The sequence below is a fragment of the Bradyrhizobium shewense genome (assembly GCF_900094605.1).
GTDB classification, from domain to species: Bacteria; Pseudomonadota; Alphaproteobacteria; order Rhizobiales; family Xanthobacteraceae; genus Bradyrhizobium; species Bradyrhizobium shewense.
Genome location: NZ_FMAI01000010.1, coordinates 41,293 through 63,460, shown reverse-complemented (window position 1 = coordinate 63,460; position 22,168 = coordinate 41,293). Strand labels below are relative to the sequence as shown.

Below are 22,168 nucleotides of genomic sequence, written 5' to 3'. Positions count from 1 at the left end.
CAGGGAGTGGTTATAGGGCGAGAAGGGTAACCACGAGTCTTCGCCAAACTTCGCCCTGTGGTTATGGGTCCCGGATCTGCGCTTCGCTTGTCCGGGACGACGACGGAGAATGAGGCGCGAGCATCGCCCCCTTCCCCCTCACCCTGCCTTCCCCAGATGCTCCAGCGCATCCTCGGCCCGCAGCGGCACGCGTGAGGCCTCGTTGTTGAGATCGACGAGCTGCACCAAGAGCCCCATCAGCGTCTTGCGATCGGCGGGCTTCAGCGGCTCCAGCATCCTCGCCTGGGCGCGCTCGACGGCGGGAATGATCTCGCGCAGGATCGCGGCGCCGGATTTGGTCAGATGGAGCAGCTTGATCCGCTTGTCCTCGGGGGCCGGCTTGCGCTCGACATAGTCCTTGGCCTGGAGACGCTCGATCACGCTGCCAAGGGTGGAGCGGTCGAAGGCGATCACTGCCGACAGCCGCGTCGCGTCGATGCCGGGATGGGTGTGGATCGCGATCAACGCCGCATATTGCACCGGGGTCAGATCGAACGCCTTGCACTCCTCCATGAAGATCGAGACCGCGATCTGCTGCATGCGCCGGAACAGATAGCCCGGCGCGGCATAGACCGCGTCGATCGTGATCGGCGGAGGCGGCTTACTCGGCATCGGGCTGCTTCTCCGGTGCGGCATTGGCAAACGCGGCGAGCGCCTTTGCGGCCGCCTCTGCCGCGAGCAGACGCGGATAGGCCGACACGTCGACGCCGAAACGGCGGGCATTGGCGAGCTGCGGCACCAGGCAGAGATCGGCGAGCGTCGGCGCATCGCCGAAGCAGAACGGCCCGGGCTCGTCCTTGATCAACGTCTCGCAGGCCGACAGCCCTTCGCGGTTGACCCACGCCGCCCAGTCCTGGACCTTCTCCTCAGGCAGACCGAGCTCGCGCAGCCGCGCCAGCACTTTCAGGTTCTGCACCGGATGGGTGTCGCAGGCGATCGCCAGCGCGAACGCCCTCACCTTGGCGCGGCGCAGCGGATCCTTCGGCAGCAGCGGCGGGTTGGGATGGGTCTCGTCGAGCCATTCGATGATGGCGACCGATTGGGTCAGCACCGCGCCGCCGTCCTCCAGCGCCGGCACCAGGCCTTGCGGGTTGATGGCGAGATAGGCGGGCGCGCATTGCTCGCCCTTGCGCAAATGATGCGGCAGATGCTGGGCTCCAAGGCCCTTGAGGTTCAGCGCGATCCGCACCCGATAGGCGGCGCTGGAGCGGAAATAGCCGTGCAGCTTCATCGGAACCCTCCCGTTTTCTCGTTGCTTGTACGTCGTTCGTCACGTTGACGCTAGCCAGATTGGCAGTATACTGTCAATTTAGAAACGAGCAGGAGGCGCGCCATGGAAGCGGTGACCAAGACGCCGGAACGCGAAGCGTTCTACAAGAAGATCGACGGCGAGAATCTCACCGCGCTTTGGACGGTGATGAGCGACCTGATCACGCCGGAGCCGAAGAGCGCCTGCCGGCCGCACCTCTGGAAATTCGAAATCATCCGCGACTACATGACGGAGGCCGGCAAGCTGATCACCGCGAAGGAAGCCGAGCGGCGCGTGCTGGTGCTGGAGAATCCCGGCCTGCGCGGCCAGTCCAAGATCACGACCTCGCTCTATGCCGGCGTGCAGATGGTGGTGCCCGGCGACGTCGCGCCAGCGCACCGGCATAGCCAGTCGGCGCTGCGCTTCGTGCTCGAAGGCAAGGGTGCGCATACCGCCGTTGACGGCGAGCGCACCGCGATGGAGCCCGGCGACTTCATCATCACGCCGTCGATGACCTGGCACGATCATTCCAACGAGACCGATCAGCCGATGTTCTGGCTGGATGGCCTCGACATTCCGCTGGTGCAGTTCTTCGATTGCTCTTTCGCGGAAGGATCGAAAGAAGACCAGCAGAAGATTACGAGACCGGCCGGCGACAGCTTTGCCCGCTACGGCCACAACCTGCTGCCGGTCGACGTCAAGCGGAGCTCGAAGACCTCGCCGATCTTCAGCTATCCCTATGCCTACACGCGCGAGGCGCTGGAGAAAGCCAGGACGAGCCAGGAGTGGGACGCATGTCACGGACTCAAGCTGAAATTCAGCAACCCCGAGACCGGCGATTTCGCCATGCCGACCATCGGAACCTTCATCCAGCTGCTGCCCAAGGGTTTTAACACCGCGCGCTATCGCGCGACCGATGCGACGGTGTTCTGCCCGATCGAAGGCCGCGGCCGCAGCCGGATCGGCGATGCCGTTTTCGAATGGGGTCCGCGCGATCTGTTCGTGGTGCCGAGCTGGCAATGGATCACGCACGAAGCGGATGAGGATGCCGTGCTGTTCAGCTTCTCGGATCGTCCCGTGCAGCAGAAGCTGGATCTGTTCCGCGAAGATCGCGGGAATGCGTGAGGGTCTCGTAGGGTGGATTAGCCGTAGGCGAAATCCACCAACGGTATCCGCGCGGAAACGAGTCTCGTAGGGTGGGCAAAGGCGCACTTGCGCCGTGCCCACGCGCCTTCGCGACTCATCAAGAGATCGTGGGCACGCTTCCGCCTTCGCTCTTCGAGCTACGGCGGACAAGTCGCTTTGCCCACCCTACGGCAGCTCACCCTCGGCGTCGTCCCGGACAAGCGAAGCGCAGATCCGGGACCCATAGCCACAGGGAGAAGTTTGACGAAGATTCGTCGTTGCCTTCGGTACGAAGATCGGCTCTTCCTCGATGGATCACGCGGTATGGGTCCCCGCGTTCGCGGGGACGACAGTGGAATCTACCGCCAGTGCAGCAGCCTTATCTCCAGCCAGCCGATCACCTTCCCTACCGCCAGCCCGAACACCGAGAGGATCACCACACCCGCGAGCAGCTGATCGGTCTGCATCAGATTGCCGGCCTGGAGCACGAAGGCGCCGATGCCGTATTGGGCGCCGATCATCTCGGCGCTGACGACGAGCAACAGCGCCACTGATGCGGTGATGCGGAAGCCGGCGAGGATCGCAGGCAGCGCGCCGGGCCAGACCACCTTGCGCACGATGGTCGCGAAGGGAACGTTGAAGCTCTGCGCCATGCGGATGAGGTTGCGCGGTACCGCATCGACGCCGCTATAGACCGAGATCGCCGTGGAGAAGAACACGCCCAGTGCAATGGTCGCGATCTTCGGCTCTTCGCCGATGCCGAGCCAGAGGATCAACAGCGGCAGCAGCGCGATCTTCGGGATCGGGAACAGCGCCGAGATGAAGGTGATGCCGACGCTGCGCGCCAGCCGCGACAGGCCGATGGCAAAGCCGACGGCGACGCCGGCCGCCGTCCCCAGCAGCCAGCCGACGCCGATGCGCAGCAGCGAGGCGGAAAGGTGCTGCCAGAGCGCGCCTGAGATCGCGAGCTGATAGATCGCGCGGACAATTGCAGCGGGCGTCGGCAGAAACAGTGCATTGACGAGGCCGGTGCTGCCCGCCGCCTGCCAGATCGCGATGACGAAAGCGAGCGCGATCCAGCCGCCGAAACGGCTGCTGGCGGGGACAAAACCCGCGCCGCGGAAGCGGACGCGCCGCGTCGCGCTATCCTTCGCAGTGTCAGTCGCCGCGCGATCAAGCATGCTGGACCTCGCGCTCGGCATCGATGGCTTCGTTGCGGATCAACGACCAGATCTGGTTCTGCAACGCCAGCAGTTTTTCGCGCGCCGCCGCGTCGCCGCGTTCGGTGCGCGTCATCGGCACGGTCACGACCTCGCGGATGCGGCCGGGCCGCCGCGACAGCACCACGATGCGGTCGGCGAGCCGGGCGGCCTCTTCGAGATTATGGGTGACATAGACCGCGCCCATGCCGCCATCGGCGAGCAGGCGGACGAAATCCTCCATCAGGAGTTCGCGGGTCTGCGAATCCAGTGCCGACAGCGGCTCGTCCATCAGCAGGATCGCAGGCTTCACCGCCAGCGCGCGCGAAATGCCGACACGCTGGCGCATGCCGCCGGAGAGCTGCTTTGGGTAGGTTGTGCGGAAGTCGGTCAGGCCCGTGCGGCGCAAGGCGTCGTCGACCAGCGCGCGGCGCTGCGGGGCCGAGAGCTGGGTGTGCAGCAAAGGGAATTCGACATTCTCCTCCACGCTCGCCCAGGGCAGCAGCGCGAAATCCTGGAACACGAAGGTCAGCGGATTGAGGCTGTCCGCCGGCGGCGCGCCGCGCAGCTCGGGCGCGCCGGAGGTCGGCTGCAACAGCCCGCCGAGGATGGACAGCAGCGTGCTCTTGCCGCAGCCGGAGGGCCCGACGATCGCCACCACCTCGCCGGCGCTGACCGTGAAGGAGATGTCGTCGAGCACGGCGAGGTCGCCGAAGCGATGGGAGATGTGGTTGGCGATCAGGTCCATTCTGTCTCGTCTATCCCGTTCTCCGTCGTTCCGGGATGATCCGAAGGATCAGACCGGGAACCTCGAGATTCCGGGTTCTCGCTTCGCGAGCCCCGGAATGACGGAAACATCAATCCGCCTTCACATAATCCTTGGCGATGATCGCATTCGCGTCAAAGCCCTTGTCGGCGAAGCCCTGCTCCTGCAGCCATTTGATCTGGTTGTCGACGTTCTTCACGTCCAGCTTGCCGTCGGGATCGATATAGGCGCAATTGCCGACCACCTGCTCGACCGGGAGATTGGTGTACTTTGCGATGATCTCCAGCAGCGGCTTGGTCTTGTCGTTGATCGGGGCGACGCCGTCCTTCATCGCGGCGAGGATGACGTCGTGATATTCGCGGTCGGCCTTGGCGAGTGCGCCGAGCAGCTTTGTCACCAGCGCCTTGTTGGTCAGCGTCTTCGGCGAGGCGAACACCGCACCCAGCTGCCAGGGCGTCTCGTCGCCGACCCACCCTAAGAACTTCGCGCCGCCTTCGTCCGTGAGCTTTCGTGCGGTCGAGATCGGCAGCAGCGCCGCATCGACGGTCTCGCCCTTCAGCGCGGCGGCGGCGTTCGACAGCGATTGCAGCGGCACGATCTTCACGTCCGCAAGCTTGAAGCCGTATTTGTCGGCGAGCAGGCCGAGCGAATAGTGGAACGAGGAGCCGACCTGCGTCATCGCCACGCGTTTGCCCGCGAGGTCCTTCGGCGTCTTCAATCCAGCCGCGTAAGCGTTGTTGCTGGCGAAATAGCCGATCAGGGGATAGCCGGCCTTCTCGCGGCTCATGCCGCCGATCACCTTCAGCACGCCCTTGCCGGCGAGATTGTAGAGACCGGCGGTGAAGGCGGTGATGCCGAAATCGACGTCGCCCGAGGTCGTCGCGACCGCGATCGGTTGCGCCGCGTCGAAGAATTTCAGCTCGACCTCCAGGCCGGCCTCGCGAAAATAGCCCTTGTCCTGCGCGATGAAAACAGGCGCGGAGGACGACAGACGGAGCACGCCGATCCTGGCCTTCAGCGCATCCTCGGCGTGGGCTGTGCCCATTGCCATGATCGCCAAAAGACTGGCTGCCGCGAGCCGCGCAATTCCGATCATCCCGTTTCCTCCGCCGTTGTTTATCTTGCAGTCCGTTACAGGCCCTCGGGCACGGGCTGATCCCGTCCGATGAAGGCGCCCTGTTGTTTCAACGTTTCCTGCAACTTTTCAATGGGGATTTCGCGCGGGATCCGGTTTCCGGAGAGCGCCAGCGCGGCGGCGGAACCAGCCGCCTCGCCCATCACGAAACAGGCACCGGAGACCCGCGCCGCGGACTGGCCCTCATGGGTCATGGAGGCACAGCGGCCGGCGACCAGGAGATTATCGACACCTTCAGGCACCAACATCCGGTAGGGCAGCTCGTTATAGCCGCGCGATTCCGGGATCGGCGGGAAGGTGAAGACGACGTCGCCGGGCACATGAGCCTCGATCGGCCAGCCATTGACGCCGATGGAATCCTCGAAGGAGGCGCAGCCGAGCACGTCCTCGCCGCTGAGCTGGTAGCCGCCCTTGATGCGACGGGTCTCGCGGATGCCGAGCTGCGGCGGCAAATCGACGATGTAGGATTTTTCAAAGCCCGGCACGGTGCTCAGGAATTCGAAGGCGGCGAGCGCCTGCTTGCGGCCCTCGATCTCGCCGCGGGTGAGATCGTCGGGCTCGACGCCGTTGATGGCGTGGCCATCCTCGCGCGCCACTTGCGTAAAGTTCACCCGCCATTCGATCCCGGATTTCTGCGGCCGCACGATGGCACTTTTTCGCGGGAATGTGTGGGTGCCGGCGGCGAGCGCCTTCTCCATCAATTGCGGAATGGTGCGCCAGGCATCGCCGGCCTTGTCAGGATCGATGCCGTTGAGACGGAGCATCATCGAGGGGTACATCGGATGGCCATGCTCATCGCCAAGCTCGAACGGCGCGCCGGCCCAGACGGCGAGGTCACCGTCGCCGGAGCAGTCGATGAAAATCTCTGATCGCACCGCCTGCCGTCCGGCCTTGGTCTCGACCATCAGCGCGTCGATGCGGCGATCGTCATCCATCACGACGCCGGCGCCGAGCGCGTGGAAGAGGATGTGCACCTTGTGGCTTGCGAGAAGTTGATCGGCCGCGATCTTGTAGGCCGCCGTGTCATAGGCCTGCGCAAAAACCTTACCGAGGATCAGATGCGGGGTGTTGAGGCCGTTCAGCCGATCGATCCGCGCCAGCAGCTCGGACGCCATGCCCTGCACGAGGCGATGGGCCTGGCCGTAGACATTGCCATGCAGACCGCAAAAATTTGTGACACCGGCAGCGGTGCCCATGCCGCCGAGAAAGCCATAGCGCTCGATCAGAAGCGTCTTCCGCCCGGCGCGCGCGGCTGAGGCTGCGGCGACGATGCCGGCCGGACCGCCACCGAGCACGACGACTTCATATTCGCCATAAAGCGGCACCTGTCGTGCCGGTTCTTCGATCGTCGTGGCCCGCATGGCGCGTCCCTTCCCAAATTCCTTTGCTTGGGAGCGACTATGAATTAGCGCGCACCTAGGTACAATCCATCAAAATACGCGATCAGCTTTCGCGAATCGAGAAAGGTCGACATGGACATCCTCGTGAACCTCCAGGCCTTCCTCGCCACTGCCGATGCGGCCGGCTTCTCGGCCGCCGCGCGAAAGCTCGGTGTCTCGACTTCGGTGGTGGCAAAACGCGTCACGCAGCTCGAGGCGCGGATCGGCACGGCGCTGTTTCACCGCTCGACCCGGCAATTGCGGCTGACCGAGGCCGGACAGCGCTATGTGCATCGCGCCCGCGGCGTGGTGACCGATGCGACCGATCTGCTTTCACGCATGGGCGAGAAGGGCCACGATCTCGTCGATCATCTGCGCGTCAAGGCACCGACCTCGCTGACCGTCGCCCGGCTCGCCGACGCCTTCAGCGCGTTCCAGACCCAGAACCCGAAGCTGAAGCTTGATATCGTGCTGATCGATCGCCCGGTCGATCCCGTCACCGAAGGCTTCGACATCGCCATCGGAGCCTTCCCGCATTCGTTCGGCGGCGTGGTCGACGAACCGCTCTGCGCGCTGAAGCGGCTGCTTTGCGCCTCGCCCGCCTACTTGAAGAAGCACGGCATGCCAAAGCACCCGCGCGATCTCGTGGAGCATCGCTGCCTCAGCTTTCTGCCGACCGGCCCGGAATGGATCTTCGACGGACCGCGCGGCCGCATCAGCATCCAGGTCAGCCCGCTGCTCTCCTCCAACGAGGGACACGTGCTGGCGCGCAGCGCGATGGCCGGCAACGGCATCGCGCTGCTCTCGCATTATCTCGTGGCCGATGCCTTGCGCGACGGTACGCTCAAGCCGGTGCTGCGCGACTTTCCGATTCCGGAGCTGTGGGTAAAAGCCGCGATCCCAGAACGACGGCGCAACGCCGCCGCGGTACAGGCGCTGCTCACGCTACTGAAAACGTCGCTGGCGCCGTCGCTGTGAGTAACGTCGAATGTGGGTGGTCGTAGCCCGCATCGAGCGCAGCGGAATGCGGGAACGCCTGCCCCGGATTGCGCTTCGCTCCATCCGGGCTACACACGTGCCACAAGACAGTTGCTTGCAAATGACGGACCTGACAGAAGGGCCGCCATGGATACGATCGCTTTGAAATTCACTCTCCCCGCCCTGCTCGCCTTCGCGCGCTCGGCGCCTCCCGCCGCAGCCATTGAGCAGAACTGCCGCTTCATTCAAACCAAACCCGAGCGCGAAGCCTGCTACAAGCAGCAGGAGGACGAACTCGCCGCAAAGCGCAAGCCCGTTGCGCCTGCCAATGACGGCCAGACACTCGAAACGCTGCGCCAGATGCGGCAGGACGACGACGCCGTCTATCGCAGCATCAACAACATCTGCCGCGGCTGCTGACGCTCAACCTTTCCCACCACCCCAATTCCCTGCCCGCTTCTCGGCGAACGAGGCCAGCCCTTCTGCAGCCTCCGCGCTCTGGCGCTTGAGTGAATGCAGGTGCACGAGCCGCGCATACGCCGCATCGTCCACCGCCATGCCGCCGAACGAGCTCTCCAGCGCGAGCTTCTTGGTCTCGGCCATCGCCTCCGGCCCGTTGGCGAGCAATTGCTCGACCACCTTGGCTCCGGCGGCTTCGAGTTCGGCGAGCGGCACCACCTCATGCACGAGGCCGATGCGGCGAGCGTCCTCGGCGCCGAAACGTTCGCCGGTCAGCGCGTAACGCCGCACTTGCCGGACGCCGATGGCGTCGCAGAGCTGCGGGATGATGATCGCGGCGGTCAGGCCCCAGCGCACCTCGGTGATGGAGAACAGGGCGTTGTCCGCGGCGATCACGACGTCGCAGCCTGCGATCACGCCGGTGCCGCCACCGAAGCAACCGCCCTGCACCAGAGCCACGGTCGGGATCGGCAGCGTGTTGAGCCGCTGCACGGCTTCGAAGGTCGCGCGCGAGGCCGCCTCGTTCGCCTCTGCCGATTGCGGCCGCACGCCGTTGATCCATTTCAGGTCGGCGCCGGCCTGGAAATGCTTGCCGTTACCCCTCAGCACGACGACGCGAAGATTCGACTTTTTGCCGAGATCGTCCATCGCCGCGAGCACGCCCGCGATCAGCGCGCCGTCATAGGCGTTGTTGACTTCCGGCCGGTTCAACGTGACGGTCGCAACCCCACGCTCATCGAGGGTCCACAGGACGGGGTTGGCGGTCATCGGCGATCCTCCGGTTGTTTGCCGCGCACTATGGCCGAGGCCGCGCGCCTTGATCCATATCTTTCCGGCGTAGGGCAGCCGCGTCCATCGCATGGCGGCTTGTGTCATGCTGCCGCCTGATGGCACCAAGGGATCAGGGACGGGATCAACATGCGCATCTGCATTTTCGGCGCGGGCGCCGTCGGCAGCCACATTGCGGTACGGCTGGCGCGCGCCGGCCATGAGGTCTCTTGCGTGATGCGGGGCGCGCATCTGGAGGCGGTGCGCGCGGGCGGACTTAAGCTGCGGGTCGGCGATTCCGAGGTCTCCGCCAAGGTGAACGCATCAGGGGATCCGGCCCAGCTCGGCCCGCAGGACGTCGTGATCTCCACGCTGAAGGCGACCGCGCTGACGGGGCTGATCTCCAGCATCAAGCCGCTGCTGCAAGACGACACCGCCATCGTGTTCGCGCAGAACGGCATTCCCTGGTGGTACGGTATCGGCCTGCCGCCGCGGCATCCGACACCGCCGGACATTTCCTTCCTCGACCCCGGCGGACGCCTGCGCGCCTGCATCCCGAAGGAGCGGATCATCGGCGGCGTCGTCTTCTCCTCCAACGAGGTGACGGCGCCGGGCGTGGTGCACAACCTCACCCCGGACCGCAACCGCCTGCTGATCGGCGAATGCGACGACCGCAATTGCGAGCGCATCACGAAGCTTCGCAACGTGTTCAACGACGCGCGGCTGGAATCACCGCCGGTCGCGGAAATCCGCGAGGCGATCTGGTCAAAACTGCTGACCAACATGTCGCTGTCGGTGCTGTGCCTGCTCACCGGCCAGACCGCACGCGGCGTGCGCGACGACGCCGCCTTTGCGGAGGTCATCCCGCGCATGCTGAACGAGGCCAACGACATCGCGCAGCATTTCATCCCCGAGGTCAAGCGCGTGACGCGGAGCGGACCCGCCCCCAATCACAAGCCATCGCTGCTGCAGGATTACGAGCTTGGCCGCGCCATGGAGATCGACGTGCTGGTGAAGGCGCCCGCCGCCTTCGCGCGCACCGCCGGCCTGTCGACACCGACGCTCGACCTGATCGCCGCGCTCGCGATCCAGAAGGCGCGTGACAAGGGGCTTTATGCGGCGTGAGCCTTGAGGCGTGATGGGAGTCTCACTCGCGCCTCGATCGAGATGCGTTCCCTCCCCCTTGTGGGGGAGGGCTAGGGAGAGGGGTAGCCCAGCAAAAGGTGTCCATTGTTGTCGTCGAAGACGGGCGCACGATGGAGAGAGTCCCCGTGTGGCACCCCCCTCCCTGCCCCTCCCCCACAAGGGGGAAGGGAACGGAGAGAGTACTGCTGTTAGCCAAACTCCATTCGATTCAGGCCGTCACGCTCTAAGCGAGTTTGTCGATCCAGGCCGCGAGCGTGTCGAGCACCTCTGTGAGCGCCCCTTCATTCGTCCGGCCGGACTTTTTCAGCACCGCAAAGGAGTGATCGCCGCCTTCGACCTCGTGGAGCGTCGCCTTCGCGCCGAGCTTCTCGACGACAGGTTTCAGGTAGCTCAGATCGGCAAGCCCGTCGCGCGTGCCTTGCAGGAACAGCATGGGGATGGCGATGCCCGCGAGATGCTCGGCCCGTTCGGCCGACGGCTTCTTGGCCGCGTGCAGGGGAAAACCGAGGAAGGCAAGCCCCTCCACACCAGGCAGCGGCGCCTTGGACTGCGCCTGCGATGTCATGCGCCCACCGAACGACTTTCCGCCGGCGACGAGCTTCGACCCGAGACAAAGCCGCGCCGCCTCCGCGACGGCCGCGCGGATGGCGGCGTGCGCGACTGCCGGCTGGTCCGGACGCCCCAGCTTCTTCTCCATGTACAGGAAATTGAAGCGGAACGTCGCGATGCCGCGGCCCGCGAGACCCTCCGCGACCTTCTCCATGAAGGAATGACGCATGTCGGCGCCTGCGCCATGCGCCATCACGTAACAGGCGCTCGCATGGTCCGGCTGCGTCAAGATCGCTGAGACAGCGCCGATGTCCTCGATGGCGAGCTTGAGCTCTTGAGTTTTGACAGCCACAATCGATCATCCCGACAGACGCGTTTCCGGCCGCCTTGGTAGCGTCACCGGCGCAGCCTGAAAACACAATAATTGCCGCCGCAGACTAGCCTACCAAGCCGGAACTGCGCATCAACCGAGGTAACCATGTCCTACCGCTCCTCCTGGATGACCGAAGAGCTCGACGTCTTCCGCGACCAGTTCCGGAAATACCTCGCCAAGGACCTGGCGCCGCATGCCGAGAAATGGCGCGAGCAGAAGATGGTCGACCGCTTCGCCTGGCGCGGGCTCGGCGAGATGGGCGCGCTGCTGGCGAGCGTGCCGGAGGAATATGGCGGGCTGGGCGCCACTTTCGCCTATGACGCCGCCGTGCTGGACGATCTCGAAAGCACGGTGCCGGAGATGACGACCGGCGTCTCCGTGCACAGCGCCATCGTCGCGCATTACATCCTCAATTACGGCTCGGAAGAGCAGAAGAAGCGCTGGCTGCCCAAAATGGCCTCGGGCGAGATGGTCGGCGCCATCGCCATGACCGAGCCCGGCACCGGCTCGGATCTGCAGGCCGTCAAGACCACGGCGAAGAAGCAGGGCAATTCCTACGTCATCAACGGCCAGAAGACGTTCATCACCAACGGCCAGGCCGCTGATCTCGTCATCGTGGTCGCGCGCACCGGCGACGTCGGCGCCAGGGGCATTTCGCTGATCGTGGTCGAGACCGCAGGCGCAGACGGCTACAAGCGCGGGCGCAACCTCGACAAGATCGGCCTGCACGCCTCCGACACCTCGGAGCTGTTCTTCGACAACGTCACCGTGCCGCCCGAGAACCTGCTCGGCAAGGAGGAAGGCCAGGGTTTTGTCCAGCTGATGCAGCAATTGCCGCAGGAGCGCCTTGCGCTCGCGGTCGGCGCCGTCGCCTCGATGGAGCGCGCGGTCAAGCTCACCACCGACTACACCAAGGAGCGGAAGGCGTTCGGCAAGCCGCTGATGGATTTCCAGAACACCGCCTTCAAGCTCGCCGAGCGCAAGACCGAAGCGATGATCGCGCGCGTCTTCGTCGACTGGTGCATCGAGCGCCTGGTCGCCGGGGATCTCGACACCGTCACGGCGTCGATGGCGAAATACTGGTGCTCGGAGAAGCAGGTCGAGACCGCCGACGAATGTCTCCAGCTGTTCGGCGGCTACGGCTACATGCAGGAATATCCGATCTCGCGCATCTTCATCGATTCCCGTATCCAGAAGATCTATGGCGGCACCAACGAGATCATGAAGCTGCTGATCGCGAGGTCGCTGTAGCCCGATTCATTGCGCACGCCAGTCACGCGGCCGGCAGCCGAAGCGTTGCTTGAAGCGCCGCGTGAAGTGCGACAGGTCCGAGAAGCCCCAGTCGAACGCGATGGCGCCGATCGCACGATCCGCCATCGCAGCATCCCTGAGATCCCTGGCCGCGCCGTCGAGCCGATGGTCGATGACGTATTCGGTGAAGCTGGAGCCCGATCGCGCCAGCAGTTTATGCACGTAGCGCTCGCTGATGCCCACGGCATCGGCGACATCGGCAACCGCAAGCCCGGGCTCGCGGAGCCGCCGGTGAATGGCACGTTTCAAGGCCAGCGTGGTGGTATCGGCGAGATTTTCCGACTCGGCAGCACCTGCCCGGCTGCGACGTGACAGGCTCACGGCGACCAGCTCGATCAACGCCCGAAACAGCAGCACGCCCTCGTCCTCGGTCATGCGCAGCGCGCCGTCGCTGAGCGTGCGCGCCGTCTCGACGATGAGATGGCCGACGAAGGGATCATCGGACACGCGCACCGCAGCGACATCGAACGAAGCGGGCAGCCGTTCGCGCAACGCCTCTGCCGGCACCCAGAACGAGGCGACGCGCAATTGCGGACCACGATCGTGCAGAAGCGCAAACTGCCGATCGCTGTCGAAGATGCCGACCTGTCCGGGCGACAGGCTGATCTCGCGGTCCCCCTGCTGGATGCGACAGCGGCCGGCCAGCTTCAGATTGAGATAGAAGCAGCTGCGGTCGGACGCCGCGATGTCGGCTGCGGAACGGCGCACCACGTGTTCGGGAAAGCTGACGCGGTTGATTGCGGCGTCGCCGAGACGGACGTGCTCGACGCTGGCGGGAAAGCCGGCTGCCGCGGCCGGCTCCGGCGTCAGATTCATGAAGGCCTGGCAGATCGCCTCGCGATAATAGGCGAATTGCTCCGCCGGCCGGACGCCCGCGGTGTCCCAGGCCGATTGGCGTGACGGAACGGCGCCCTCGATCTGCTGCATCGGTTCACTCCGAGACCAATCCGGTTCACTCCCAGCCAAGCAACGAATTTCGTTACCGGTCCAGATTTGCCGCGCGGCCACATTGCCCCGCCAAGACCATCATGCGCCGATCTAACCACATCCTCGGGAGGAGCCACAACATGTCCACCTACGTTCTCGTCCACGGCGCCTGGCACACCGGCACCGAGTTCGAGCCTGTCGCCGCAGCCATCCGCGCGGCGGGCCATCAGGTCTATACCCCCACCATCAAGGGCAACCGTCCGGGCGATGCCAAGACGACCGGGCTGAAGGAAGCGATCCAGTCGATCGCTGACTATCTTGCCGAGAACAATCTGAAGGACGTCATCCTGCTCGGCCATTCCTATGGCGGCATGGTCATCACCGGCGTCGCCGACCTGGCACCGGAACGCATCCGCCGCCTGGTCTATTGGAATGCCTTCGTGCCCAACGACGGCGAATGTCTCAACGACATGGTGCCGCCGCATTATATCGGGCTATTCGACGCGATCGCGGCCGAGCGCGGCGACGGCTCGGTGGTCCTGCCTTTCCCGGTCTGGCGCGAGGCCTTCATCAACGATGCGGATCTCGAGCTGGCGCAGAAGGCCTACGACGTGCTCAACCCGCATCCCCTGGCGACCTTCACCGACAAGATCGCGCTCAAGACCAATCCAGCCGAGATGCCGCTGGCCAAATCCTACATCAACTGCACCGAAGACATCGCGATGCCGCACAGCCATCCCTGGCACCCGCGGCTGTCGGAGAAGCTCGGCCTGTTCCGCCTGGTGCAAGTGCCGGGAAGCCACGAGCTGTGCTTCTCCGATCCGGCGCGGCTCGCCAAAGCGATCATGGAAGCGGGACGCGACTGACAGGTGAATCCCGTGGCGACGCTCACAAGTGAGCGCCGCCTCAGTTCGGATGCCACCAGCGACCGCCGATGACGACGCCTTCGGACACGATCTTGCGGTCGCCGATCAGGTGCTCGCCGACGACGTCCTCGTAGTCGAACTGGCCTTGCTTGACCGTAACAAGCGTGGCGTCGCCGACGCAGCCGGGTTTGAGGCTGCCGAGTTCATGGCGCCGCAGCGCCATCGCGGCATTCACCGTCGAGGCCGCGATCACATCCGACAGCTCCATGCCCATGCACAGGAATTTCGACATCGTCGTGACCTGGTCGAAGGCGGGGCCGTCGATGCAGAGCTGGTGGATGTCGGAGGAGATGGTGTCCGGATAGAAGCCGTTGGCGAGCATCGCACGCGCGGTCTTGAACGCGAACGAACCCTTGCCGTGGCCGATGTCGAACAGCACGCCGCGCTCGCGCGCGTCCAGCACCGCCTTCTTCACCGTGCCTTGCGCGGTCGCCGGCGTGTTCGGGAAAGGGCGGAACGCATGGGTGAGCACGTCGCCGGGCCGCAGGCGCGCCAGCACCTCCTCATAGCTCGGCGGCGGATGGTCGATATGCGCCATCAGGGGCATGCCGACCTCGTTGGCAACCTCGAGCGCGATGTCGAGCGGTACTGCCCCAGACGTGCCCGAGGAGTGCAAGCCGACGCGCACCTTGATGCCGACGATAAGATCGCGGTTGGCATCGGCCACCTTGGCCGCCTCGATCGGATTCATCAGCCGCAACTCCTCGCTCTCGCCGACCATGATCCGGTGCGAGAAGCCGAAGATGCCGGCATGGGAAACGTGCAAATAAGCGAGGATCCGAACCTGGCTCGGCTCGATCACATGCTTGCGGAAGCCGGCGAAATTGCCGGGCCCCGCACTGCCGGTGTCGACCGCCGTGGTGACGCCGGAGAGCCGGCAGAATTCCTCGGCATCGATGCCGAGCGAGGTGCCGCCCCAATAGACATGGGTGTGCAGATCGATCAGCCCGGGCGTCACGATATAACGCGAGACGTCGCGCACCTCGGTGCCCGGATCCGCCTTGAGCCCGCTGCCGACCGCCGCCACCTTGCCGCCGGCAAAGGCGACATCCGTCACGGCATCGAGCTTCTGGGAGGGGTCAACGACCCTTCCGCCGCGAAGGATCAGGTCAAAAGGCATCATGGTCTCCGGGGGTAGCAGGACAGGAATGGACCGGGCTGGAAGGGTGCCCTTCCAGCCCGGCCGCTTCTGTTAGCAATTTTCACACCAGCCGAGCAAATCAGCGGGCGTCCTGTCCGTTCGGCTTGACGGGCCAGCGGATTGCGTGACGGCTTACTCCGTGAACGTATTCGCGACTCTGCGGGAGCGAAGGACGTACGATATCCAAATCGCGGCACTGATCGCACCGACGACCATTCGTGCGACTTGAAGGGGTTCGATAGTGAAAAAATCACCGAACGGACGGTTCAAGCCGATGGAAAAGATCGATGCGGCCCAAACCAGATCGATCAACGGCATCAGTACCGCACAGATCATCTGCACGATGAAGAACGCTGGAAATCTGCGGGAATGCATGAACAGGAGCACCGCCGTCCAGATTGCGAGACCGATCAGCGCGGCGTTCATCGCTATCTCGCCCCAAAATACGATTGAGAATTGCACCCAGGTCTCGCTGGAGATCGACTGCACATATTGCGCGGTATTGACGACCAAGCGCACGATGCCGATCATTTGGCCGAAGGCCAGAAGGCCGAGCCAGCCGCTGATGCCGGTCATCTCTGGCTGGACGTCGTTAAATGAAGCGGCGTCTTCTGCGGGAACGGCCGGCTCGCGAATGACCTCAACCGGCGGGGATGCCGGGCTTGGCGGCGGCGATTGAAGGAGCTGCTGCGTGATCTCGTGCACCTCCCCGGCCGGCTTCCAATTCTCGAAGCCGTGTCGCCGGACCAGCACACGCCGAGGATCGGCGATACCAGCGAGGAGCGGAAGGAGTTCAGAAATCGAGAACGGGCCGCGCCGCTGCCCGCCCTCCGCGTAGTACCATGAATCCGCCATCCAAAGGTCCCTGCACCCGCCGTATTTTAGCCAGCTGTCGGCACACGTCACGATAGAAATCTATTGATGGGGATACCGGCACTGCGCGCGTGGTGACGCGCAAACTCTCGAAAAATGGCGATCCCGGGAAGACTCGAACTTCCGACCTACGGTTTAGGAAACCGTCGCTCTATCCGGCTGAGCTACGGGACCGCGGAACCCGTGGGTACGGGTTCGATCCCGTCATAGCAGAGCAAAATGCGGTTCGCCAGCCGTCAGGGGCCAGACCATCGTCAACCTGAACGGGGCGGCTATGCTTCCAGGGCCCTCCCAACGGAGCAGCTCATATGATCGACAGCATCAGCGCCATCACGCTCGGTACCCATGACATGGCGCGCGCCGTGCACTTCTACCGCTCGCTGGGGTTCGAGCTCTTGTATGGTGGCGAAGCCGCCGCATTCACGAGCTTTCGCGCCGGCAGCGGCTATCTCAACCTGACTGCGCAGCCGGAGGACAAGCGCTGGTCCTGGTGGGGCCGCGTCATCTTCTACGTGGCCGATGTCGACGAGACCTACGCGCAGGCGCGCGCTGCCGGGTGGCAGCCGTCGACCACGCCGCGCGATGCCGAATGGGGCGAGCGCTACTTCCATCTCACCGACCCCGACGGCCATGAGCTCAGTTTCGCACGGCCGCTACGGGGGGCATGAAGCGGCGGCCCTATGCCCTGATATTGTTGTCCTTCACTACCTTGCCCCAATAGGCGACCTGCTTGTCGAAGAAGCTCTTGAAGGCGGCACCGTCCTGGAGCAGCAGCGTCATGTGCTGGGTGTCCTTGAGCTGGGCGGCGGTGGCGGGCTCGCTGAGGATCTCCTTGGACGCCGTCGCGAAGGCTGCGACGATATCGGGCGGCGTGCCTGCGGGCGCGAAGATGCCCCACCAGGCCAGCGTCTCGAAATCGGGAAAGCCCGCCTCGATCGCGGTCTGCGTATCCCCCAGGGCCGGCAGCCGCTCGCGGCCGAGCTGCAGGATCGGACGCAGCATGTTGGTGCCGAGTTGGGCGGCGACCAGCGCGGCCGATCCCGCGATGAGATCGACATGGCCGCCGAGCACGTCGTTCATGGCCGGGCCGCCGCCGCGATAGGGCACGTGCATGATCTCGACCCCGGCCTTGCTGCCGAGCACGGTCATCGCGAGATGGCCGAGCGTGCCGATGCCGACGGAGGCGTATTTCACCGCGCCCGGCGTCGCCTTGCAGGCCGCCACCACGTCGGCAAAGCTCTTGTAGGGGCGGCCGGCGCCGGCAGCGATCACGTAGGGCGCGGTGCCGATCAGCAGGACCGGCATCAGCTCGCGCTCGACATCCACCGGCGGCTTGTCGAGAATCGACGGAATCACAGCGTGGGAATCGAAGGTGACCAGGAACGAGGTGCCGTCCGCCGGGCTCTTGGCGACTTGCGCCGCGCCGAGCGCGCCGGCCGCGCCGGACTTGTTCTCGACCACGACGATGCGACCGAGCTTGGTTTGCAGGCTGGCCTGCAACAGCCGCGCCATCGCATCGGTCGAGCCGCCCGGCGGAAACGGCACGACCAGCGTGATCTTGCCAGCCTGCGCCGCTGCCGGTGCCATTGCGAGAATGGCCGGTGCAGCCAGCAGCGTACGTCGTGTGATCGTCATGGTCCCCTCCCTTTTGTTTTCAGCGCCTGGCTTTTTGCTCTTTGGCGCTAAGTCGTGCCGAAGCCCGACCCCGATTTCTTGTATTCTGGCCGAGGCGGACTGAAGATGTCCAGCACCCTGGCGCCGTCGGGGCCGGCGCGCATGGTGTGCGGCACATTGCCCGGGGTGCGCCAGAAATCGCCCTTCTTCACGGCAATCTCCTCATCGCCCTGGACGCGGATGGCGGAGCCGTCGAGCAGCACGCCCCATTGCTCCTCGGGATGATGGTGCAGCGTGCCCTGCGCATGCGGGGCCAGCGTCACCACCGACAGCATCGCCTGCTCGCCGGAGAAGATGCGCGTGGTCACCCCCGCTGCGAGCTCGCGGAACAGCCCGTCGCTGGTGTCGTCTATGTGATGGAATTCGTCCTTCTGGCTCACGTCATTTTCCCTTCTACGTTTCATCTTGCTGCCGACTGACGTACGGCGGCCACGAGCCGATCTTTGAACTCGCCCCTTAAGGTCACAAACAAACTCGACCATTTCCGGCTCTTGAACTCGCAGCCGCCTCGTGGACAATATTCTTCGTTGTGATAGTCCCCGAAAACGACGCCAAGCAAAGTCATTCGACGGCCCCACTGGCGAAAGAGGGCGCTCCCTGATGCCCCGAACTCGAACTCGCAGTTCGTTTCAAATGTCTGCCAATCCCTCACGTCGCGGATTTGACACTCCTGGATCGTCTTGTTGAACGGCCCGTCCTTGTCCCTCTTTCCTGTGGCTTCGATATCATAACCGACAACTGCCAGAACACGCTCCAGCTCCACGAGAGTTTCGGGCTGCTCATAAATTTCGTACGGCGTCACATCTGCGGGAAATCTAAGTCTTGCGACGGCCCAATCGACGCTGCCCTGCCTCGGTGCAGCATCGACGCAGGTGCCCATCCATAGAGCTGCCGACAAGGGAATGATCCGCTTCTCTGCTCCCAAATAGTATTCGAATATGCACTTCTCTGGTGACGTATGAGGCTTGCAAGCGTCCCGAAACGCGTGAGCCACCGTCGTGATCACGTCGCGCGCTCCGGTGACTTGAGCGCTGCTGGCTCCGCCGGGACATCGCAAGACTCCACTTGCCGCGAAGCGCTTTCCCACCTCACCTTGGGACAGCCCCGTTACTTTTGCATAAATCTCCTCCGTCATCCGCCGTTCTGCATCCGTCAAAGCGACAGTGCCGATCGCCGGCGTGGGATGAGTGTTGGTGGCCTCGCGCATTTTCGCCGAGCTGACCTCGTTGCTTCCGGACATCCACAGAAGGAGGAAGCTGGGCAGGACGATCGCGTAATTCCTCATCATGTAAAGTAACCTCAGCACCAAAAAGCATGAGAGAACTTTGGCCGAAACAAGGGTCGTGAATCACTTTCGAAAATAGCAAATGGCTGACGTCGGCTTTCGATCAGTTCAGCCATTGCCTTGACTTAAGCCCCGCCTGATCAAGTCTTGCCATACGAGCCCTGATAGCGGCCCTCGCGGATCGCCTTCATGGTCTCCTCCTCGCGCGCGACCTGGGCGCGGACGGCTTCGAGCAGCGGCGCGGCGCCCGCGGCGGGAAACGACACCACGCCATCCTCGTCGCCGACCACGATGTCGCCGGGCGAGATCACGCTGCCACCGATCGTGACAGGCACGTTGATCTCGCCGGGGCCGTTCTTGTAGGGACCGCGATGGATCACCGCGCGGGCGTAGCAGGGGAAGTCGTCGGCCGCGAAGGCCGCGACATCGCGGATCGCGCCGTCGATCACATAGCCCTCGGCTTTGCGCCACTGCGCGATGTTCTTCATGATCTCACCGACCAGCGCGCGGGTCTCGTCACCACCGCCATCGACCACGATGACGTCGCCGGGGCCGACCAGCTCGAGCGCGCGGTGGATGGCGAGATTGTCGCCGGGGCGGGTGCGCACCGTGAAGGCGGTGCCCACCAGCTTAGCCCCGCGATGATAGGGTTTTAGCCCGACCGCGCCGGGCAGCCGCGCGAGATTGTCTGAGATGACCGAGGTCGGCGCACCGCGAAAGCCCTCGATGATCTCGGCCGGCGGTTTCGGCACGCTGTTGGCTGCGATGGTAATGGTCATGTCCTGGATTCCTTCCGTCAATCAATCGGCGTGCGCCCGCACCTTTGCCGGCCAAATCCGGAAGGCGCGCCCTTCCTTCATCCACGTTGCGCACTCGTGGCGCAACAGCGTGCGGCGGATTTTTCCGGAATCATCGCGCGGCGGGGCGCCGACAATCTCGAACTTTTCGGATGCTTGTAGCGGCTGAGCCTGTCCTTCAAGAACTCCGCCATGCCGTCTGCGATCGCCTGGCCGTCGGCGTCGCCCTCCGGCTCGATGATGGCGTGCACGCGCTGACCCAATTCCGGATCGGGCAACCCCACCACGACGCAGGAGCGCACGCCCGGACACTCGGAGACGGCGGCCTCGACCTCGGCCGGATAGACGTTGGCGCCGCCGCGCAGCACCATGTCGGCGAGGCGGTCGCCGAGATAGAGATAGCCTTCCGCATCCAGCCTGCCGATATCGCCGAGCGATTCCCAGCCATCGCTGCGGCGCTTCGGCTCAGCGGCGGCGCGGCGACCGTGTCGGTCACGGCCGGCTGATGATCGAGGATCACCTTCGGCCGGCCGGTCGAGCCGCCCGAGGTCATGGCCTTCCAGTAGCGCGCCACCGGCGGCGTCAGCGCCTGGTCCGAAAATCCTTCCGGCACGAAATCCGCCGGGAGGCGGTTCGGCGCGTTCCAGTCGGCCTCGCCGCCGACCACCAGCGCCGGCCTGAGAATGTCGAGCACGGCCGCGGCCTCGCCGCGCGGCAGTCGCCACGACAGCGAGGTCGGCGTCGCACCACACTTCCACACAGGGGCAGCAGCATCGGGCGTTTCCATTTCGTTTTCTTGGCGTCTTTCTTGGCGCCGCCTCAGGTGAGGCGCTCGCAAGGCGACGTGTAGCAGCCCGCCGGGGCGGCGCTGTGACTCATGCGCCACGTCAAGCACAAAATGTCAGCATCCCAGCCATGAAATTCCCGAGTTCCATGGGTGACAAGCCGGCGATAAAGAGGCAAAAATCTGGCTCGACTCAGTTCGGGTTGAGTTTTGCAAGGAATGCTCTCGTAGAATGTCGTCCGTGATAGCATTGCGTCGTGCGGCGCTGGTTCTTGTTGCCGCGGCAGGATTTTTCCTGCTGACGCACGCGCATGCCCAGGCGCAATGGTGGAAACGCACGCCGGTCGATTTCGAGGAATGCGCCGACGCCGCCGAGAAGGCTGCGACCAAGTCCGAGAAGACATCCGCACTCGCCGACTGCAACGCCAAGTTCGCCGGCCGCCGCAAGCCAGGCGGCGGCTACTCCTATTACGACTTCCTGCAGGATCGCACCTTCGACATCGCCGGCCCCAATCCGACGCCGGAGGAGCAGAAGAAGATCGACGCAGCCTATACGACCTATCTCGCCAAAGAGCGCCGCAGCAACGAAGCGGCCGAGGCCGCCGCCCGTCAACAGCGCGAGCAGCAGGAATTGCAGGCGCGGCAACTCCAGCAGGTCGCGCTGCGAACCGACGTCGCGCGCGTGCCCGTGCCGGTCGAGCGGCCGAAGGTGCAGCAGAGCGTCGGTCAGCGCTCGAAGGGCGCGTGCACCAAAGGCTCATTCTCCTGCGAATGGCCGCGGCTGTCGGAGAGCTTGAACGATTTGAAGAAGCTGTTCAATCCGACCCCGAGCAAGCCGGCGAAGAAGGGCTGAGCTGCTCCCTCGATAACTCTCCGCTGTCGTCCCGGACAAGCGTAAGCGCAGATCCGGGACCCATAACCACAGGGAGTGGTTGTAGGGCGGGCTGGTAACTCCGAGTCTTCGCCAACCAAATCCTGTGGCTATGGGTCCCGGATCAGCGCTCCGCTTCGCTGCGCTTGTCCGGGACGACGACTGAGGATGTCGCACCACCTACGCACACACAACGTGTCAGTTCGGTTGCTTCTTCTTGCCGCGCTTCGATTTGACCGTTGGCGCATCCACCGGCGCAGTCGTCGGCGAACTGCCCAACTGCGACCTGCTCTCCTGCAACCGCCTATCATAGCCGGGCGAGTTCACGACCGTCGGCGGTCTCGCAAGAGCGAGCGTCGATGCGCCGCAAAGCGCGGCAAGCGCGAACCCGATCATCAAGCTACGTTTCATCGG

At 64.5% G+C, this 22,168-nt stretch carries 24 protein-coding genes, 1 tRNA gene and 1 pseudogene; 8 read left to right on the top strand and 18 right to left on the bottom strand.

Annotation, left to right across the window (positions count from 1 at the left end):
* Positions 1-138: 138 nt before the first annotated feature.
* Complete coding sequence (locus GA0061098_RS20030; RefSeq protein ID WP_165637484.1) at positions 139-651, bottom strand: MarR family winged helix-turn-helix transcriptional regulator; 513 nt, start codon at positions 649-651, stop codon at positions 139-141.
* A complete protein-coding gene (maiA, locus tag GA0061098_RS20025; protein WP_091959762.1) occupies positions 641-1,270 on the bottom strand; it encodes a maleylacetoacetate isomerase in 630 nt (209 codons plus the stop codon). Before maiA ends, GA0061098_RS20030 begins: the two co-directional genes overlap by 11 nt.
* A gap of 102 nt (positions 1,271-1,372) precedes the next feature.
* Between maiA and gtdA the strand changes: the two genes are divergently transcribed.
* Positions 1,373-2,413 (top strand): gentisate 1,2-dioxygenase, encoded by a 1,041-nt coding sequence (gtdA, locus tag GA0061098_RS20020; RefSeq protein WP_091959759.1) that lies wholly within the window; start codon positions 1,373-1,375, stop codon positions 2,411-2,413.
* 359 nt (positions 2,414-2,772) lie between these two features.
* On the opposite strand, the gene GA0061098_RS20015 is transcribed toward gtdA, so the two are convergent.
* The 4 genes from GA0061098_RS20015 to GA0061098_RS20000 all read right to left on the bottom strand — a co-directional run bounded on the left by GA0061098_RS20015 (position 2,773) and on the right by GA0061098_RS20000 (position 6,874).
* Positions 2,773-3,594 (bottom strand): ABC transporter permease, encoded by an 822-nt coding sequence (locus GA0061098_RS20015; RefSeq protein ID WP_165637483.1) that lies wholly within the window; start codon positions 3,592-3,594, stop codon positions 2,773-2,775.
* On the bottom strand, positions 3,587-4,360 hold the full coding sequence (locus GA0061098_RS20010) for an ABC transporter ATP-binding protein (protein WP_091959753.1): 774 nt from the start codon (positions 4,358-4,360) through the stop codon (positions 3,587-3,589). The genes GA0061098_RS20015 and GA0061098_RS20010 overlap by 8 nt, the downstream gene beginning before the upstream one ends.
* 109 nt (positions 4,361-4,469) lie before the next feature.
* The gene (locus tag GA0061098_RS20005) at positions 4,470-5,474 is read right to left on the bottom strand and encodes an ABC transporter substrate-binding protein (protein ID WP_091959749.1); all 1,005 of its coding nucleotides are present in this window, start codon (positions 5,472-5,474) and stop codon (positions 4,470-4,472) included.
* Between the two features lie 35 nt (positions 5,475-5,509).
* Positions 5,510-6,874: an FAD-dependent oxidoreductase gene (locus tag GA0061098_RS20000; protein WP_091959746.1), complete on the bottom strand. Its 1,365-nt coding sequence runs from the start codon at positions 6,872-6,874 to the stop codon at positions 5,510-5,512.
* Between the two features lie 111 nt (positions 6,875-6,985).
* Here GA0061098_RS20000 and GA0061098_RS19995 point away from each other — a divergent pair, with 111 nt between their 5' ends.
* Positions 6,986-7,870, top strand: coding sequence for a LysR family transcriptional regulator (locus tag GA0061098_RS19995; protein WP_091959743.1), 885 nt, complete (start codon positions 6,986-6,988; stop codon positions 7,868-7,870).
* 147 nt (positions 7,871-8,017) lie between these two features.
* Positions 8,018-8,290 carry a hypothetical protein gene (locus tag GA0061098_RS19990; protein WP_091959739.1) on the top strand — a complete coding sequence of 91 codons (273 nt, stop codon included), beginning with the start codon at positions 8,018-8,020 and terminating at the stop codon, positions 8,288-8,290.
* 3 nt (positions 8,291-8,293) lie between these two features.
* Here the strand turns inward: GA0061098_RS19990 and GA0061098_RS19985 are convergent, their stop codons facing one another.
* Entirely contained in the window at positions 8,294-9,097 is an 804-nt protein-coding gene (locus GA0061098_RS19985; RefSeq protein WP_091960332.1) for an enoyl-CoA hydratase-related protein, read from the bottom strand.
* Between the two features lie 150 nt (positions 9,098-9,247).
* Here GA0061098_RS19985 and GA0061098_RS19980 point away from each other — a divergent pair, with 150 nt between their 5' ends.
* Positions 9,248-10,222, top strand: a complete 975-nt coding sequence (locus GA0061098_RS19980; RefSeq protein WP_091959736.1) for a ketopantoate reductase family protein — start codon at positions 9,248-9,250, stop codon at positions 10,220-10,222.
* 244 nt (positions 10,223-10,466) lie between these two features.
* Here the strand turns inward: GA0061098_RS19980 and GA0061098_RS19975 are convergent, their stop codons facing one another.
* Positions 10,467-11,144, bottom strand: coding sequence for an alpha/beta hydrolase family protein (locus GA0061098_RS19975; protein ID WP_091959733.1), 678 nt, complete (start codon positions 11,142-11,144; stop codon positions 10,467-10,469).
* A 126-nt stretch (positions 11,145-11,270) separates the two neighbouring features.
* On the opposite strand from GA0061098_RS19975, the gene GA0061098_RS19970 reads away from it, so the two are divergent.
* The gene (locus GA0061098_RS19970; RefSeq protein WP_091959730.1) at positions 11,271-12,416 is read left to right on the top strand and encodes an acyl-CoA dehydrogenase family protein; all 1,146 of its coding nucleotides are present in this window, start codon (positions 11,271-11,273) and stop codon (positions 12,414-12,416) included.
* Positions 12,417-12,422: 6 nt separating this feature from the next.
* Here GA0061098_RS19970 and GA0061098_RS19965 read toward each other — a convergent pair whose 3' ends face one another.
* Positions 12,423-13,403 carry a helix-turn-helix domain-containing protein gene (locus GA0061098_RS19965; RefSeq protein WP_091959726.1) on the bottom strand — a complete coding sequence of 327 codons (981 nt, stop codon included), beginning with the start codon at positions 13,401-13,403 and terminating at the stop codon, positions 12,423-12,425.
* A 140-nt stretch (positions 13,404-13,543) separates the two neighbouring features.
* On the opposite strand from GA0061098_RS19965, the gene GA0061098_RS19960 reads away from it, so the two are divergent.
* Complete coding sequence (locus GA0061098_RS19960) at positions 13,544-14,269, top strand: alpha/beta hydrolase (RefSeq protein WP_091959723.1); 726 nt, start codon at positions 13,544-13,546, stop codon at positions 14,267-14,269.
* Positions 14,270-14,309: 40 nt separating this feature from the next.
* Here the strand turns inward: GA0061098_RS19960 and GA0061098_RS19955 are convergent, their stop codons facing one another.
* The 3 genes from GA0061098_RS19955 to GA0061098_RS19945 all read right to left on the bottom strand — a co-directional run bounded on the left by GA0061098_RS19955 (position 14,310) and on the right by GA0061098_RS19945 (position 16,517).
* Positions 14,310-15,449, bottom strand: a complete 1,140-nt coding sequence (locus GA0061098_RS19955; protein ID WP_091960328.1) for an amidohydrolase/deacetylase family metallohydrolase — start codon at positions 15,447-15,449, stop codon at positions 14,310-14,312.
* A gap of 153 nt (positions 15,450-15,602) precedes the next feature.
* Positions 15,603-16,325, bottom strand: coding sequence for a DUF2569 family protein (locus tag GA0061098_RS19950; RefSeq protein ID WP_091959720.1), 723 nt, complete (start codon positions 16,323-16,325; stop codon positions 15,603-15,605).
* Positions 16,326-16,440: 115 nt separating this feature from the next.
* Positions 16,441-16,517, bottom strand: a tRNA-Arg gene (locus GA0061098_RS19945).
* Between the two features lie 134 nt (positions 16,518-16,651).
* Between GA0061098_RS19945 and GA0061098_RS19940 the strand changes: the two genes are divergently transcribed.
* A complete protein-coding gene (locus tag GA0061098_RS19940; RefSeq protein WP_091959716.1) occupies positions 16,652-17,011 on the top strand; it encodes a VOC family protein in 360 nt (119 codons plus the stop codon).
* A gap of 10 nt (positions 17,012-17,021) precedes the next feature.
* Here GA0061098_RS19940 and GA0061098_RS19935 read toward each other — a convergent pair whose 3' ends face one another.
* From GA0061098_RS19935 to GA0061098_RS19915, 5 genes and pseudogenes are all read right to left on the bottom strand, one after another.
* Positions 17,022-17,978 carry a tripartite tricarboxylate transporter substrate-binding protein gene (locus tag GA0061098_RS19935; RefSeq protein WP_091959713.1) on the bottom strand — a complete coding sequence of 319 codons (957 nt, stop codon included), beginning with the start codon at positions 17,976-17,978 and terminating at the stop codon, positions 17,022-17,024.
* Between the two features lie 47 nt (positions 17,979-18,025).
* Positions 18,026-18,397 (bottom strand): dimethylsulfonioproprionate lyase family protein, encoded by a 372-nt coding sequence (locus GA0061098_RS19930; RefSeq protein ID WP_091959711.1) that lies wholly within the window; start codon positions 18,395-18,397, stop codon positions 18,026-18,028.
* Between the two features lie 20 nt (positions 18,398-18,417).
* Positions 18,418-19,305, bottom strand: coding sequence for a hypothetical protein (locus GA0061098_RS19925; protein WP_091959708.1), 888 nt, complete (start codon positions 19,303-19,305; stop codon positions 18,418-18,420).
* A gap of 137 nt (positions 19,306-19,442) precedes the next feature.
* The gene (locus GA0061098_RS19920) at positions 19,443-20,081 is read right to left on the bottom strand and encodes an RraA family protein (protein WP_091960323.1); all 639 of its coding nucleotides are present in this window, start codon (positions 20,079-20,081) and stop codon (positions 19,443-19,445) included.
* Positions 20,082-20,102: 21 nt separating this feature from the next.
* A pseudogene (locus tag GA0061098_RS19915) lies at positions 20,103-20,859 on the bottom strand (AMP-binding enzyme); the annotation flags it as partial.
* 256 nt (positions 20,860-21,115) lie between these two features.
* Here GA0061098_RS19915 and GA0061098_RS19910 point away from each other — a divergent pair.
* Positions 21,116-21,736: a hypothetical protein gene (locus tag GA0061098_RS19910; protein WP_091959705.1), complete on the top strand. Its 621-nt coding sequence runs from the start codon at positions 21,116-21,118 to the stop codon at positions 21,734-21,736.
* Between the two features lie 216 nt (positions 21,737-21,952).
* Here GA0061098_RS19910 and GA0061098_RS19905 read toward each other — a convergent pair whose 3' ends face one another.
* Positions 21,953-22,165: a hypothetical protein gene (locus GA0061098_RS19905; protein ID WP_091959702.1), complete on the bottom strand. Its 213-nt coding sequence runs from the start codon at positions 22,163-22,165 to the stop codon at positions 21,953-21,955.
* Positions 22,166-22,168 lie beyond the last annotated feature (3 nt).

Excerpts from the sequence above, each read along its gene's own strand:
- GA0061098_RS20030 (WP_165637484.1), bottom strand. The coding sequence starts at position 651 with ATGCCGAGTAAGCCGCCTCCGCCGATCACGATCGACGCGGTCTATGCC.
- maiA (WP_091959762.1), bottom strand. The coding sequence starts at position 1,270 with ATGAAGCTGCACGGCTATTTCCGCTCCAGCGCCGCCTATCGGGTGCGG.
- gtdA (WP_091959759.1), top strand. The coding sequence starts at position 1,373 with ATGGAAGCGGTGACCAAGACGCCGGAACGCGAAGCGTTCTACAAGAAG.
- GA0061098_RS20015 (WP_165637483.1), bottom strand. The coding sequence starts at position 3,594 with ATGCTTGATCGCGCGGCGACTGACACTGCGAAGGATAGCGCGACGCGG.
- GA0061098_RS20010 (WP_091959753.1), bottom strand. The coding sequence starts at position 4,360 with ATGGACCTGATCGCCAACCACATCTCCCATCGCTTCGGCGACCTCGCC.
- GA0061098_RS20005 (WP_091959749.1), bottom strand. The coding sequence starts at position 5,474 with ATGATCGGAATTGCGCGGCTCGCGGCAGCCAGTCTTTTGGCGATCATG.
- GA0061098_RS20000 (WP_091959746.1), bottom strand. The coding sequence starts at position 6,874 with ATGCGGGCCACGACGATCGAAGAACCGGCACGACAGGTGCCGCTTTAT.
- GA0061098_RS19995 (WP_091959743.1), top strand. The coding sequence starts at position 6,986 with ATGGACATCCTCGTGAACCTCCAGGCCTTCCTCGCCACTGCCGATGCG.
- GA0061098_RS19990 (WP_091959739.1), top strand. The coding sequence starts at position 8,018 with ATGGATACGATCGCTTTGAAATTCACTCTCCCCGCCCTGCTCGCCTTC.
- GA0061098_RS19985 (WP_091960332.1), bottom strand. The coding sequence starts at position 9,097 with ATGACCGCCAACCCCGTCCTGTGGACCCTCGATGAGCGTGGGGTTGCG.
- GA0061098_RS19980 (WP_091959736.1), top strand. The coding sequence starts at position 9,248 with ATGCGCATCTGCATTTTCGGCGCGGGCGCCGTCGGCAGCCACATTGCG.
- GA0061098_RS19970 (WP_091959730.1), top strand. The coding sequence starts at position 11,271 with ATGTCCTACCGCTCCTCCTGGATGACCGAAGAGCTCGACGTCTTCCGC.
- GA0061098_RS19965 (WP_091959726.1), bottom strand. The coding sequence starts at position 13,403 with ATGCAGCAGATCGAGGGCGCCGTTCCGTCACGCCAATCGGCCTGGGAC.
- GA0061098_RS19960 (WP_091959723.1), top strand. The coding sequence starts at position 13,544 with ATGTCCACCTACGTTCTCGTCCACGGCGCCTGGCACACCGGCACCGAG.
- GA0061098_RS19955 (WP_091960328.1), bottom strand. The coding sequence starts at position 15,449 with ATGCCTTTTGACCTGATCCTTCGCGGCGGAAGGGTCGTTGACCCCTCC.
- GA0061098_RS19950 (WP_091959720.1), bottom strand. The coding sequence starts at position 16,325 with ATGGCGGATTCATGGTACTACGCGGAGGGCGGGCAGCGGCGCGGCCCG.
- GA0061098_RS19940 (WP_091959716.1), top strand. The coding sequence starts at position 16,652 with ATGATCGACAGCATCAGCGCCATCACGCTCGGTACCCATGACATGGCG.
- GA0061098_RS19935 (WP_091959713.1), bottom strand. The coding sequence starts at position 17,978 with ATGACGATCACACGACGTACGCTGCTGGCTGCACCGGCCATTCTCGCA.
- GA0061098_RS19925 (WP_091959708.1), bottom strand. The coding sequence starts at position 19,305 with ATGATGAGGAATTACGCGATCGTCCTGCCCAGCTTCCTCCTTCTGTGG.
- GA0061098_RS19920 (WP_091960323.1), bottom strand. The coding sequence starts at position 20,081 with ATGACCATTACCATCGCAGCCAACAGCGTGCCGAAACCGCCGGCCGAG.
- GA0061098_RS19910 (WP_091959705.1), top strand. The coding sequence starts at position 21,116 with ATGTCGTCCGTGATAGCATTGCGTCGTGCGGCGCTGGTTCTTGTTGCC.
- GA0061098_RS19905 (WP_091959702.1), bottom strand. The coding sequence starts at position 22,165 with ATGAAACGTAGCTTGATGATCGGGTTCGCGCTTGCCGCGCTTTGCGGC.